This is a genomic window from Vulcaniibacterium thermophilum (assembly GCF_007923255.1).
GTDB classification, from domain to species: domain Bacteria; phylum Pseudomonadota; class Gammaproteobacteria; order Xanthomonadales; family Xanthomonadaceae; genus Lysobacter_F; species Lysobacter_F thermophilum.
Genome location: NZ_VOHJ01000051.1, coordinates 1 through 12,837 on the forward strand (window position 1 = coordinate 1; position 12,837 = coordinate 12,837).

The following is a 12,837-nucleotide window of genomic DNA, read 5'->3' on the forward strand; positions in this document are numbered from 1 at the left end:
CGGGCACGCCGGGCATGCCGGGCGCGGCGGCCGGGGCCGGCGCGATCTCGCCGGGCGCCGGCACCGGCAGCGGCAGGCCGGTCGCCGGGTCGATGGCCGGCGTCGACGAGCTGCCCTCCGCGGCATCCACCGGCGCGAGCGCGCCCTCCGCGGGCGCGGGCGGCAGCGGCTGTGCGTCCGGCATTCCCGTCACGGTCTGCCCCGGCGTGCCGAGCGGCGCGGGCAGCGGGGCGTTCGCGCTGCCGGCCACTGCGCGCGCCGGCGCGCTGTCGTCGGCGCCGTCGCCGGCGCCCTCGCGCTTGCATGCGCCCAACGCCAGCACGGCCGCCAGCACGATCACCGGTCGAAGCATTCACCCACCTCCGTTCGATACGCGACACCGCGGCGACGACGGCGCGCGGGCGCGGGCGATCGGGCACGCGGCCCCGCACGCAGCCCGGGCGAGGTCGCCGTCCTCGCGGTCCGCGGGCAGGTCACTCTACCGGAGCGCGGTGAAACAGAGGTCGCCTCACGCGTGCGCCGTTTCGGCGGCGGCCGCCGCGCCGCGCGCTCAGCCGGCCAGCGAGGGTTGCGACGGCTCGGTCCGCGCCGGTTCCGCGCCCCGTCCGGCGAGGTAGTCGCGCACCGAATGCGCGCGCTCGGGCGGACCGAACATCTGCGCCAGGCGCTCGCGCCAGGGTTGCGGCCGCAGCGCGTCGCGCAGCAGGTCGCGCCATTCGTGGAAGGTCAGCGCGATCGGGTTGTGGGTGCGGACCGGCTTGACGATGCCGTAGCGGCAGGGCTCGGCCGGGTCTTCCTCCACGAACGTGCCGAACAGCCTGTCCCAGACGATCAGCACGCCGGCGTAGTTGCGGTCGATGTATTTCGGATTGCTGGCGTGATGCACGCGATGATGCGAGGGCGTGTTGAACACGTACTCCAGCCAGCCGAGCTTGCCGACCGCTTCGGTGTGCACGAAGAACTGGAACGCTAGGTTGATCGCCACCACCGCCACCACGTGCGCCGGGGCGAAGCCGATCCACGCCAGCGGGATCCAGAACAGCCACATGCCCGAGATCGGATAGGTGAGGCTCTGGCGGAACGCGGTGGAGAGGTTGAGCCGCTCGGAGGAGTGATGGGTGACGTGCGAGGCCCACATCCAGCGCACGCGATGGCTCGCGCGGTGGAAGAAGTAGTAGAGGAAGTCCTGCGCGACGAACAGGGCGGCGATGGTCCACCCGGTGGCGGGGATGTCGAACAGCCGGTATTGGTGCACCCAGGCGTACACGCCGATCACGAACACGCCCGCCAGCAGATCCGAGCCCTGGTGCATCAGCGCCAGCGCGGCATTGGACAGCGTGTCACGCAGGCTGTACGCGGACCGTCCGCGCCGCTTCCAGTACACCGCCTCGATCGCGATGAACGCGAGGAACACCGGCGCCAGCGCCAGCAGGATCAGATCCGGTTTCATGGGCGCACCTCCAGCCGCGCCGGCGCGATGGGCGTCGCCGCATCGGCCATCGCGCGCAGGCAGCGGCGCATCGCGGCGGTCATGAACAGACGCAGCAGCGGCGCGGCGACCGGCCAGGCGGCGGCATGCGCGAGGGCGAAGCGGTAGCTCCAGCGCACGCGGCTGCCGGCCGCGTCCGGCTCCACCGTCCAGCACGCATCGCCGTGCCGCACCAGCCACGCGAACGGCGGCCGGAAACCGTCGAGCCGGTAGGCGTGCCGACGCGGCGGTTCGAACGCGGTCACCACCTCGCGCAGCACCGAGCCGTCGGCATTGCGCACCGTGCGTCGCGCGCCGACGGCCAGCGGCGGCGCATCCAGCTCGACCGCCCGCACTGCCGGAACCGGCCCGCAGCCGCGGAAGAACGCGGGGAAGCGGTCGGCATCCGTGATCAGCGCGAATGCCTGCCCGGGCGGGCAGGGGAGCTGCTGCTCGGCCTGACAGACGATCTCCATGCGGCGAGTCTCGCGCGCGGCTGCGGGCTTGTCCATGCGGCGGCGCACGGTAGCCACGATCGCGCTCGAGGCATGTCCCGCTCGCGTCGGGGCTGGGACGGCGGCCCGGCATTCGACCGTGTCCGAAGAAACGAGCCGTCCCTGGCTCGCCCTTCGCGGAGCGCCTCAGCGGGCGGACGGCGAAGCGTTGGCGAACTCGGCAGGAAGCGGCGAGTTCGGAGTTTCCATCACGCCGACGTTGGACACGATCCACCAGCGCTCGCCGTCGTGCAGCAGCTGGAAGTGGTTGAGTCCACGCATGAGCGGCTTCGGGTCGGTTGCGCGCAGCCTCACTTCGAAACTGCTGTACACCGACGCCATCGCACCGTGCCGCTGCACCCGCGTCACCAGTGGAATCTCGTGGAAGCCGGTCGATCGATAGTTGGCCTCGGTCTGCTCCACCAGCTGCTCCGACGACATCGACATGATGCCTTGCGCGACCTTGCCGTCCAGCGCGATCGCCATGCGTGCGTCCTTGAAGAACAACGCACGGTAACGATCCCAGTCGCGCTGGCCATTCGGATCGGCCGAGATGGATTCGTAGAGCGCATGGACGATGGCCTCCGGCGTGGCCCAGTCGGCAGGCCGTTCGCCGGCGAAGACCCGTCCGACGGGGCTGGCGAGCAGCGCGGTCGTCAGGACGATGGCAAGAGGACGGAACGGGTGCTTCTTCATGGCGTTTCTCCTTTGAGGATGGCAAGTTGCGCGGGAGGCAACACCCGGCCGTCGATCACCACGGTGTGGATCGAGCGGGTGTGGCGGATGTCGTCGAGCGGGTTGCGTTCGAGCAAGACGAGATCGGCTTCGTAGCCGCGTCGGATTCGCCCGACGCGATCACCGATCCCCAGCGCATCGGCAGCGTTCGCGGTGGCTGCTTGCAGAACGCGAGCGGTCGGCACGCCGGACTCGGCAAGCAGCTCCATCTCGCGATGCATGCTGATTCCCGGCGCGATCCAGGGATTGCTCATGTCGGTGCCCACCGTCACGCGCGCCCGGGTGCCGTACAGGCGCTGTGCCAGGCGCTGCACCTTGGGCCAGATCGCACGGGCGCGTTCGAAGTCGGCGGCTTCCCAGCCGAGCGCGAAGGTGAACCAGCCCTTCCAGCTCGCATGCAACCGGGAGTGCGCGTAACGGCGTGCGTCGTCCTTGTACGCGCCGTCGCGGTCCTGCACGAATGCGGCATGGAACGCCACGAGCGTGGCGTCGAACACGGGCCGGTGGCGGTCGAAGGCCTCGACCAGCCGATCCGCCTCCGGCCCATCGGGGTTGAAATGCTCCCACCACTCGAAGAACGCAAAGGTGCCCGGCCGACGCTCCGATTGCCATGCTTGCCGCTCTTCGTCCGGGAGCAGCTCGGGGCTGGTCGGCATCAGGTGGACGATACCGTCGAGGCCCATCGGCAGCGCGGCGGTCCAAGGCACTTCGTCCAGATGTGCGACGGCAGGACGCCCATGCGCGTGCGCGGCATCGATGCCCGCTTTCAGCAGAGTGGGCGACAGCCCGGTGTACAACTTGATCCAATCCGCACCCTGCGCCACCTGCCCGGCGACGACCTCGCGCATTTCCTCCGGCGTGCGGACCGCGACGCTCAGGCCTTCGATGGGGGCGTTGTGGATGACCGGACCCGCATCGAAGCTTTCGGGGCCTACGGCATCCGACTGCGAACGCCACGTCGCATAGCGGGCGGCCGCCTGCAAGTCACCGCCGGGATTGCGCACGCTCGTCACGCCGAAGGCCACGAGTCGCTGCGCGTTGTGGCGTGCGATGTCGTCGTCGGCGCCTGCGATCATGCGCAGCTCCCCACGCTCACGGCGCAGCTCGAGGGGGCCGAGCGTCAGATGCGCGTGCATGTCGATGAACCCGGGAACGGCGAAGCGCCCCTCCGCGTCCAGCCGATCCGCGTCGCGCAAGCAGCGCCTCGCGCCGGCCGCCGTGATGGCGGCGATGCGTTGGCCTTCGATACGAATGCAGCGCGCAACGCTGGTTGTTCCCCGTTCGGGGTCCAGAATGCGGACGTTGTCCAGGCTGATCGCCGTTTCCGCGTACGCAGGGGCGAGCGGCTGGAGCGCAAGCGTTCCGGCAACGAGGGCATACGTGGCGAGCAGCCTGGTCCGCGTGCGGGAGAATGTACGCATGGGAAGTTTCCGTCGAGGACTGCCCATGCAGTGCACCGGGGGGTGACCGTTTCTTACACCGCTGCCGGAATTTTCTGTCTGTAAGAAATCGCCCGAACGGGCCGACTCCGTGATCGACCCCGCCAAGAAAAGCTCGTCGATGTCGTCGTTGTGGCCTCGCGTCGAATCCTGTCTCCCGCAGCTTTGGCGAACCGTGCGCGCGTATGAAGCCAATCCTGCGCTGCAACAGGAGTTGATGCAGGAGGTGCTTCTGGCCATCTGGCAAAGCCTCGATCGTCTGCGCGACACCGACCGTCTGTTGCCTTTCGTGCTGCGCATCGCACACAACGTGGGGGCAAGTCACGTGCGCGAGGAAACGCGCGCGCCGCGTTCGTTGTCGCTGGAAGGTGATGCGATGGAGCTGGCGGACCCGCAGCATGGCGATCCCGCCGATGCGCGCGTGCAATGGCTTTTGTGCGCAGTACGGACGCTACCGCTGCCGCTGCGGCAGGTGGTGCTGCTTCAGCTCGAAGGCTTCGAGTACGGTGAGATCGCCGAGATGCTCGGGATCACGATCGACAACGTGGGCGTGCGGGCGCATCGCGCGCGCCGCAAGTTGCAGGAGATGCACGATGGACATCGATAAGGAGCTGCGCTCGCTCTGGCAAAGCCAGTCCATCCCGGCCGTTTCGATTGACGAGCTCGCAGCGCGCGTGAGGCGTCACCGGCGCCGGCTCGTGCTGTGGCGGGCGGGAGAGGCCGCGCTGACGCTGTTCGCGGTCGTCGCGCTCGGCAAACCGTTGGTGGACGGCGAGATGACGCCGGTGCATTGGCTGCTGCTGCCGTTCTTCACGGTCTTCCTGGTGGTCGTGTGGAGCGTGCAGTTGCGCCGTACCGAGCGTGTGCCGACCACCGTGTCCGAGAGCGTCGCGGTGTTCGCCCGAAGCAGGGCGAGTCAGTTGCGTGGGTCGATGCGAAGCCTCGCTCTGACCGAGCGCAGCGCATGGGCACTGCTGATCTATGCGGCCGTCGCAGGCAGCATGGCCATGCTGCTCGGTGGAGGCGAATGGCGCATCGCGGGCGTCTGGTTGCTCGCGTGGTCCGCCCTCTGGTGCGCCGGCAGCCGCTGGTGGTGCGCACGCAGTCGCCCACGGATTCTCGCCGAGTACCGGAAGATGCGGCGCCTCGGTCGGCGTTGACCGCGGCACCCGGCCGAACATCGATGGATGAGAGGCGAGGGGGCGGGGAGCACGGCCCCCGCGCACTCGATTGCATGACGTTCGGCTCGCCGAGCGGCCGGCGCGATGGCGCCGCCGCATCGGCCATCGCGCGCAGGCCGCGGCGCATGGGCGCACGGTCGAGCCTGAGAGCCGCGAGGCGCTCAGCTCGCCGCGGCTCCCCATGCCTCGCGGAACGCGGGACGCGCCTGGAAACGCTCCAGCCAGGCGCCGACGTGCGGGTGGCGGTCCACCGGCACGCCGCAGTAGGTGCCGTACGTGACCACGCTCCCCACCACCAGATCGACCAGCGAGAACGCCTCGCCCAGCAGGTACGGCCGCTGCGCGAGGCGCGCATCGAGCAGGCCGACCAGCCGGTCGAGTTCCGTCAGCGCCGACTCCGCCGCCGGCGCATGATGCAGACGCGGATCGACGTTCGGGCTGCGCGCATAGTTCAGGCGCTGGATCTGCGCGCCGACGGTGACGTACGCCCACGCGGTCCACGACAGCGCGGTCGGCCGCTCCGGCGCGTCGGCGGCCGGCCACAACCCGCGTTCGACACCGTAGCGGTCGCCCAGCCACTGCAAGATCGCCACCGCCTCGAACATCGGCGTGCCATCGACCACCAGCGTGGGCACCTTGCCGTTCGGGTTGAGGGCCAGGAACTCCGGTTTTCTCTGATCGCCCGCCTTGAGATCGAGCATCACGATCTCGCACGGCACCTGCAGTTCCCTGATGGCGTGCACCACCGGGGTGGCGCTGGACATCGGCGCGGCATACAGCTTCAGCGACATGGGGTCCTCCTGTTCCGGTTGCGGAGCCGACGCCGCCGGCGGGTTCCGCCGGCGACGGGCACAGGCTACGCTGCGTTGCGGACAGATCCTGTCCTCGGTCTTGCCCGCGATGATCGCCGCCTCCGCACGCCTGCTCCGCCTGCTGTCGCTGCTGCAGGCGCGCCGCGACTGGCCCGGCGCCGAACTCGCCGCGCGCCTGGGCGTCACCCCGCGCACCCTGCGGCGCGACATCGACCGCCTGCGAAGCCTCGGCTACCCGGTGCGATCGAGCCCCGGCACGGCGGGCGGCTACCGGCTGGGCGCCGGCGCCGCGTTGCCGCCCCTGCAACTGGACGACGACGAGGCGCTCGCGGTCGCGCTCGGGCTGCGCCTGGCCGCGACCGCGGCCGTCAGCGGCATGGAGGAGACCGCCGTGCGCGCGCTCGCCAAGCTGGAATCGCTGCTGCCGGCGCGGTTGCGCAGGCGGGTGCGCGCGCTGCACGCCGCCGTCGCGCCGCTCGGGATGACGGGGCCGCAGGTCGGGCCGGACCTGCTCACCGCGCTGGCCACCGCATGCCGCGAGCACGAACGCCTGCGCCTGCGTTACCGCGATCACGAAGGGCGCGCCAGCGAGCGCGAGATCGAACCGCATGGCCTCGTGTGCGCCGGCACGCGCTGGTATCTGGTCGCCTGGGATCTCGGCCGCGCCGACTGGCGCACCTTCCGCGTCGATCGCATCGCGGGCACGCCGCAGGCCGGCGCGCGCTTCCTGCCGCGCAGGCTGCCCGAGGGCGATCTGGCCGCCTACGTCTCGCGCACCGTCAGCACGCAGCCGTACCCGATCCGCGCGCGCGTGGTGCTGCACGCGCCCGTCGAGCGCATGCGCGAGCACGTGCCGCCGCTGGCCGCCAGCCTGCACGCGCTCGATGCCGGGCGCTGCGTGCTCGAAGCCGGCGCGCATTCGCTCGACGCGCTCGCCTACCACATCGCGCGTCTGGATGTGGAGTTCGAGGTCGAATCGCCGCCGGAGCTGGCCGCGCGGATGCACGCGCTCGGCACCCGTCTGCTGCGGGCGGCGGGCGCCGCTGCGTGCCGCGCACAGGCCCGCTGACCCAACGACCGCGTCCGACGCCGCCAACGGAAAGGCCCCGCATCGCGGGGGCCTTGCCGTGCGCGCTGCGCCGCAGATCACATCACGTTCGGCTCGCTGAACGCCTCCGGTTCGCCGGCGAACGCTTCGATCGGCACGCAGCTGCAGAACACGTTCTTGTCGCCGTACACGTTGTCCACGCGCGCCACCGGCGGCCAGTACTTGTGCTGCTTCAGCACCGGCAGCGGGAACGCGGCCAGCTCGCGCGGATAGGCGTGCGTCCATTCGCTCGCGGCCACCTGGGTGGCGGTGTGCGGCGCGTTCTTCAGCGGGTTGTCCTCGCGGTCGAGGCGGCCGTCCTCCACCGCGCGGATCTCCTCGCGGATCTGGATCATCGCGTCGATGAAGCGGTCGAGCTCGTGCAGGCTCTCGCTCTCGGTCGGCTCGACCATCAGCGTGCCCGCGACCGGGAAGCTCAGCGTCGGCGCGTGGAAGCCGAAGTCGATCAGGCGCTTGGCGACGTCCTCGGCGCTGATGCCGGTGGCGTCCTTGATCGGCCGCAGGTCGAGGATGCATTCGTGCGCCACCAGTCCGTTGCGGCCGGTGTAGAGCGTCTCGTAGTACGGCGCCAGGCGCTTTGCGATGTAGTTGGCGTTGAGCAGCGCCACTTGCGTTGCGCGGCGCAGGCCTTCGGCGCCCATCATCGTGATGTACATCCAGCTGATCGGCAGGATCGAGGCCGAGCCGAAGCTCGCCGCGCTCACCATGCCGACCTCGCCCGTGCCCACACCCGGCGTGCGCACGCCGTCGCGGCCGAGCGCGCCCGGCAGGAACGGCGCCAGGTGCGCCTTCACCGCGCACGGGCCGACGCCCGGACCGCCGCCGCCGTGCGGGATGCAGAACGTCTTGTGCAGGTTGAGGTGCGAGACGTCCGAACCCCACTTGCCCGGCTTGGCCAGGCCGACCAGCGCGTTCATGTTGGCGCCGTCGGTGTACACCTGGCCGCCGTGGCGGTGCACGATCTCGCAGATTTCGACGATGTCCTCCTCGAACACGCCGTGCGTGGACGGGTAGGTCAGCATGATCGCGGCGAGGCGGTCGCCGTACTTCTCCGCCTTGACCCGGATGTCCTCGACGTCGACGTTGCCGTTGGCGTCGCACTTGGTGACCACCACCTGCATGCCGCACATCTGCGCGGAGGCCGGGTTGGTGCCGTGCGCGGATTCGGGAATCAGGCAGACGTCGCGGTGGCCTTCGCCGCGGCTGCGGTGGTAGGCGCGGATCGCCAGCAGCCCGGCGTACTCGCCCTGCGCGCCGGAATTCGGCTGCAGGCTGACCGCGTCGTAGCCGGTGCATTCGATCAGCATCCGCTCCAGCTCGTCGATCAACTGCCGGTAGCCCTCGGCCTGCTCCGCCGGCGCGAGCGGGTGGATGTTGGCGAACTCCGGCCACGTCACCGGGATCATCTCGGCGGTGGCGTTGAGCTTCATCGTGCAACTGCCGAGCGGGATCATCGTGCGGTCGAGCGCGAGGTCCTTGTCGGCGAGGCTGCGCATGTAGCGCAGCAGCTCGTGCTCGCTGTGGTGGGTGTTGAACACCGGGTGCTGCAGGAACTTCGACGTACGGCGCAGCGCGGCCGGCAGCGCGTCGGCCGTGGCGGCGTCGAGCGCGTCGATGTCGTCGATCTTCGCGCCGAACAGCGCGGCCACCGCGATCACGTCCTCGCGGGTGGTGGTCTCGTCGAAGCTGATGCCGAGGCTGGTGCCGTCGATCGGGCGCAGGTTGATGCGCGCCGCGCGCGCCTTGGCGTGGACGCTGTCCGCGTCGATGCCGGTGACGTGCAGGGTGTCGAAGAAGTCGCCGCCCACCTGCACCCCCGCCTGCTTCAGCGCGGCGGCGAGGATCGCGGTCATGCGGTGCACGCGGCGGGCGATGCGGGTGAGGCCCTCGGCGCCGTGGTAGACCGCGTACATCGACGCCATCACCGCCAGCAGCACCTGGGCGGTGCAGATGTTGGAGGTCGCCTTCTCGCGGCGGATGTGCTGCTCGCGGGTCTGCAGGGTGAGGCGGTAGGCCGGCTTGCCCTCGGCGTCGATCGACACGCCGATCAGGCGGCCGGGCATCGAGCGCTTGTAGGCATCGCGGCAGGCGAGGAACGCCGCATGCGGGCCGCCGAAGCCGAACGGCACGCCGAAGCGCTGGGTGTTGCCGACCACGATGTCGGCGCCCCATTCGCCCGGCGGCGTGAGCAGCGTCAGCGCCAGCAGGTCGGTGGCCACCGTCACCAGCGCGCCGCGCGCGTGCACGGCCTCGGCCAGTGCGCGGTAGTCGCGCACGGCCCCGAAGGTGTCGGGGTACTGCAGCAGCACGGCGAAGCAGTCGGTGCCCGCGGCGTCCTCGTCGCTGCCGACCACCAGCTCGATGCCCAGCGGCTCGGCGCGCGTGCGCAGCACCGCCAGCGTCTGCGGATGCACGCGCTCGGAGACGAAGAACACGTTCGACTTCGACTTGCCCGAGCGCTTGGCCAGCGTCATCGCCTCGGCCGCCGCGGTCGCCTCGTCCAGCAACGAGGCGTTGGCGATCTCCATGCCGGTGAGGTCGGCGCACATCGTCTGGAAGTTGATGAGCGCCTCCATGCGGCCCTGCGAGATCTCCGCCTGGTACGGCGTGTACGCGGTGTACCAGGCCGGGTTCTCGAGAATGTTGCGCAGGATCACCGGCGGCGTGTGGGTGCCGTAGTAGCCCTGGCCGATGAAGCTGCGGAACACCTGGTTCTTCTGCGCGATGGCGCGGATCCTGGCGAGCGCCTCCTGCTCGGTCAGCGGCGCAGGCAGCGCCAGCGGCTGCTGCGACTTGATGCCGGCGGGGACGATGGCGTCGGTCAGCGCCTCCAGCGAGTCGTGGCCGACCACGCGCAGCATGTGCGCGATTTCGGCGTCGTTGGGGCCGATGTGGCGCTCGAGGAAGGCGTGGTGGTGCTCGAGGTCGCGCAGGGAAGGCGAGGAGGTCGGGCTGGTCATGGCGAGGGGCGTCGTCGAAGGCGTGCGGTGCGCACGTGGATGCCCCTCTGTCCTTTTGCCTGAGAGTTTGGAAGCGCGGGGGAGGGTGCGCGCTTCGTGCCCCTTCGGCGCCGGATCGAACCGGTCTCTCCAGAGTTTTCGCGACGCAGCGGTGTGGGGGCCTGAGCGATTGCGGGCGGTTGCGCCTTCGGCAGCGGGGCGAGCCCGCTTCTCCCACTGCGTCCTGCGGGCGGGATTATAGCCCGCGTCGATCGCCGGCGTGCCGTTGGGGTAGGCCGCGGAGTTCGGCGGATGAACGCGGATCGGCCAACGACGCTCCCGTGGTTGGGCGGAACGTAGGTTGGGCTGAGCGCAGCGAAGCCCAACTTCGGACCGGCAAGCCGGGATGGGATCGCGGGGACGTTGGGCTTCGCCTTTCGGCTCAGCCCAACCTACGACGCAGTGGCGGCGGACGGGCTGGGGCGGCGGATCGAGACCCGCCCTACGACGCTGCCATCCCGTGGTGCCGCGGGGCGTTGGGCTTCGCCTTTCGGCTCAGCCCAACCTACGACGCAGGGGCGGCGGACGTGCTGGGGCGGCGGGTCGAGACCCGCCCTACGACGCTGCCATCCCGTGGTGCCGCGGGGGCGTTGGGCTTCGCCTTTCGGCTCAGCCCAACCTACGGCGCGACGCTCGCGTGCGGGTCCGTGGCGCGAGACGTTCTAGGCCACCGGTTCCTGCTCGCCCTGCAGTTGCAACTGCCACAACTGGGCGTAATGCCCGCCGCGGGCGAGCAGTTCCTCGTGCGTGCCGTGGTCGACGATGCGGCCGTCGTCCATGACGAGGATGCGGTCGGCGTTCATCACGGTGGACAGGCGGTGCGCGATCACCAGCGTGGTGCGGCCTTGGGCGATCCGCTCCAGCTCGGCCTGGATCGCCTTCTCCGAGCGCGAATCGAGCGCCGAGGTCGCCTCGTCGAAGATCAGGATGGCCGGGTTCTTCAGCAGCGCCCGCGCGATCGCCACCCGCTGCTTCTCGCCGCCGGACAGCTTCAGCCCGCGCTCGCCGACTTCGGTTTCGTAGCCGTCCGGCATCGCCAGGATGAAGTCGTGGATGTGCGCCGCCTTCGCCGCGGCCTCGACCTCCTCGCGGCTGGCCTCGGGGCGGCCGTAGAGGATGTTGTAGTGGATGGTGTCGTTGAACAGCACGGTGTCCTGCGGCACGGTCGCGATCGCCGCGCGCACCGAGGCCTGGGTGAGATCGCGCAGGTCGTGGCCGTCGATGGTGATGCGGCCGCCGTCCGGGTCGTAGAAGCGGTACAGCAGGCGGGCGAGGGTGGACTTGCCGGAGCCGGAGTGGCCGACCACCGCCACCGTGTGGCCCGGCGGGATGTCGAACGTCACGCCTTTGAGGATCTCGCGCCGCGGGTCGTAGGCGAAGCGCACGTTCTCGAAGCGCACGTGCGGGCGTCGGGTGCGCAGCGGCCGGGCGTCCGGGCGGTCCTGCACGTCCTGCTTCTCGTCGAGCAGCCCGAACAGACGCTCCATGTTGGTCAGCGCCTGTTTGATCTCGCGGTACATCATGCCGAGGAAATTGAGCGGCGCCGAAAGCTGCAGCAGGTAGGCGTTGACCAGCACCAGATCGCCCACCGTCAGCTCGCCGGCCACCACGCCGCTGGCCGCGCGCCACATCAGCGCGGTGACGCCCAGCGCGACGATGCCGGTCTGGCCGACGTTGAGCACCGCCAGCGTCTTCAGGCTCTTCACCGTCGCTTCCTCGACGTGGCGGAGGTTGGCGTCGTAGCGCGCGGCCTCGTGCTCCTCGTTGTTGAAGTACTTGACCGTCTCGTAGTTGAGCAGCGAATCCACCGCGCGCGCGTTGGCGCGGGTGTCGGCCTCGACCTTGGCGCGGTAGTAGCGCGTGCGCCATTCGGTGACCGCGAACGTCCAGCCGATGTAGGCGGCCAGCGTGGCGAGCGTGATCGCGCCGTAGGTCCAGTCGTAGGCGATCACCAGCACGGCGGTCACCAGCACGACCTCGATCGCGGTCGGCACGATGGTGTAGATCGTCCAGTCCAGCAGGTCGGTGATCGCGGTGCCGCCGCGCTCGACGTCGCGCGCCACGCCGCCGGTGCGACGCTGCAGGTGGAAGCGCAGACTCAGCGCGTGCAGGTGGCGGAACACCTGCAGCGTCACCTCGCGCGCGGTGCGCGCCATCACCCGCGCGAACACCACCTGCCGCAGCTCGGTGAACAGGCTCGAGCCGACCCGGGCGGCGCCGTATGCCGTCAGCAGCAGCACCGGCAGCGCCAGCAGGCTGGCCTGGACGTCGAGCGCATCGACGATCCGCTTGAGGATCAGCGGCACCGTCAGCCCCAGCAGTTTCGCCGCCAGCAGGCACAGCAGCGCGGCGGCGATGCGGCCGACGTGCGATCGCAGGTAGGGCAGCAGCGAGCGGACGATGCCGAAGTCGCTGCGGGCGGTGCCGCGCGCGCGGACGGCCAGGTCGGGCAGGGGCGTGGAGTCCATCGCCCGGAGATGGGTCCGCCGGGCGACGGGGACAAGGCGCCGCGCGGCGGCCGTCAGCGCTGCCGCTGCCGCAACGCTTCGCCGCGCGCGCGCACCGGCGCCGCGGCCGGCCGCGACGGCGCCGCAGGCGCGG

Annotated in this window: 10 protein-coding genes, 1 pseudogene and 2 riboswitches; of the genes and pseudogenes, 3 read left to right on the top strand and 8 right to left on the bottom strand. The window is 70.5% G+C overall.

Annotated elements, in window-relative coordinates:
- The 5 genes and pseudogenes from FQY64_RS13830 to FQY64_RS13850 all read right to left on the bottom strand — a co-directional run.
- A pseudogene (locus FQY64_RS13830) lies at positions 1 to 352 on the bottom strand (hypothetical protein); the annotation flags it as partial.
- A 198-nt stretch (positions 353 to 550) separates the two neighbouring features.
- Positions 551 to 1,450, bottom strand: a complete 900-nt coding sequence (locus FQY64_RS13835) for a sterol desaturase family protein (RefSeq protein WP_146475201.1) — start codon at positions 1,448 to 1,450, stop codon at positions 551 to 553.
- A complete protein-coding gene (locus FQY64_RS13840; protein WP_146475203.1) occupies positions 1,447 to 2,001 on the bottom strand; it encodes an SRPBCC family protein in 555 nt (184 codons plus the stop codon). The genes FQY64_RS13835 and FQY64_RS13840 overlap by 4 nt, the downstream gene beginning before the upstream one ends.
- Positions 2,002 to 2,109: 108 nt before the next feature.
- Positions 2,110 to 2,658 (bottom strand): hypothetical protein, encoded by a 549-nt coding sequence (locus FQY64_RS13845; RefSeq protein WP_146475205.1) that lies wholly within the window; start codon positions 2,656 to 2,658, stop codon positions 2,110 to 2,112.
- On the bottom strand, positions 2,655 to 4,118 hold the full coding sequence (locus FQY64_RS13850; protein WP_186761025.1) for an amidohydrolase family protein: 1,464 nt from the start codon (positions 4,116 to 4,118) through the stop codon (positions 2,655 to 2,657). Before FQY64_RS13850 ends, FQY64_RS13845 begins: the two co-directional genes overlap by 4 nt.
- Positions 4,119 to 4,227: 109 nt before the next feature.
- Here FQY64_RS13850 and FQY64_RS13855 point away from each other — a divergent pair, with 109 nt between their 5' ends.
- Positions 4,228 to 4,743: an RNA polymerase sigma factor gene (locus tag FQY64_RS13855; protein ID WP_186761026.1), complete on the top strand. Its 516-nt coding sequence runs from the start codon at positions 4,228 to 4,230 to the stop codon at positions 4,741 to 4,743.
- Positions 4,730 to 5,296, top strand: a complete 567-nt coding sequence (locus FQY64_RS13860; protein WP_146475211.1) for a hypothetical protein — start codon at positions 4,730 to 4,732, stop codon at positions 5,294 to 5,296. The genes FQY64_RS13855 and FQY64_RS13860 overlap by 14 nt, the downstream gene beginning before the upstream one ends.
- 182 nt (positions 5,297 to 5,478) lie before the next feature.
- Here FQY64_RS13860 and FQY64_RS13865 read toward each other — a convergent pair whose 3' ends face one another.
- Entirely contained in the window at positions 5,479 to 6,108 is a 630-nt protein-coding gene (locus FQY64_RS13865; protein WP_146475213.1) for a glutathione S-transferase family protein, read from the bottom strand.
- Positions 6,109 to 6,217: 109 nt separating this feature from the next.
- On the opposite strand from FQY64_RS13865, the gene FQY64_RS13870 reads away from it, so the two are divergent.
- A complete protein-coding gene (locus tag FQY64_RS13870) occupies positions 6,218 to 7,198 on the top strand; it encodes a helix-turn-helix transcriptional regulator (protein ID WP_146475215.1) in 981 nt (326 codons plus the stop codon).
- A 77-nt stretch (positions 7,199 to 7,275) separates the two neighbouring features.
- Here the strand turns inward: FQY64_RS13870 and gcvP are convergent, their stop codons facing one another.
- Together gcvP and FQY64_RS13880 are read right to left on the bottom strand one after the other, a co-directional pair.
- Positions 7,276 to 10,197: an aminomethyl-transferring glycine dehydrogenase gene (gene gcvP / locus FQY64_RS13875; RefSeq protein WP_146475217.1), complete on the bottom strand. Its 2,922-nt coding sequence runs from the start codon at positions 10,195 to 10,197 to the stop codon at positions 7,276 to 7,278.
- A gap of 37 nt (positions 10,198 to 10,234) precedes the next feature.
- Positions 10,235 to 10,336, bottom strand: a riboswitch (glycine riboswitch).
- Positions 10,337 to 10,423, bottom strand: a riboswitch (glycine riboswitch).
- Between the two features lie 475 nt (positions 10,424 to 10,898).
- A complete protein-coding gene (locus tag FQY64_RS13880; RefSeq protein ID WP_146475219.1) occupies positions 10,899 to 12,704 on the bottom strand; it encodes an ABCB family ABC transporter ATP-binding protein/permease in 1,806 nt (601 codons plus the stop codon).
- Positions 12,705 to 12,837: the final 133 nt, after the last annotated feature.

What these genes read in the sequence shown, in the direction of transcription:
- FQY64_RS13880 (WP_146475219.1), bottom strand. Translation starts at nt 12,704, where the DNA reads ATGGACTCCACGCCCCTGCCCGACCTGGCCGTCCGCGCGCGCGGCACC.
- FQY64_RS13865 (WP_146475213.1), bottom strand. Translation starts at nt 6,108, where the DNA reads ATGTCGCTGAAGCTGTATGCCGCGCCGATGTCCAGCGCCACCCCGGTG.
- gcvP (WP_146475217.1), bottom strand. Translation starts at nt 10,197, where the DNA reads ATGACCAGCCCGACCTCCTCGCCTTCCCTGCGCGACCTCGAGCACCAC.
- FQY64_RS13870 (WP_146475215.1), top strand. Translation starts at nt 6,218, where the DNA reads ATGATCGCCGCCTCCGCACGCCTGCTCCGCCTGCTGTCGCTGCTGCAG.
- FQY64_RS13845 (WP_146475205.1), bottom strand. Translation starts at nt 2,658, where the DNA reads ATGAAGAAGCACCCGTTCCGTCCTCTTGCCATCGTCCTGACGACCGCG.
- FQY64_RS13835 (WP_146475201.1), bottom strand. Translation starts at nt 1,450, where the DNA reads ATGAAACCGGATCTGATCCTGCTGGCGCTGGCGCCGGTGTTCCTCGCG.
- FQY64_RS13860 (WP_146475211.1), top strand. Translation starts at nt 4,730, where the DNA reads ATGGACATCGATAAGGAGCTGCGCTCGCTCTGGCAAAGCCAGTCCATC.
- FQY64_RS13850 (WP_186761025.1), bottom strand. Translation starts at nt 4,118, where the DNA reads ATGCGTACATTCTCCCGCACGCGGACCAGGCTGCTCGCCACGTATGCC.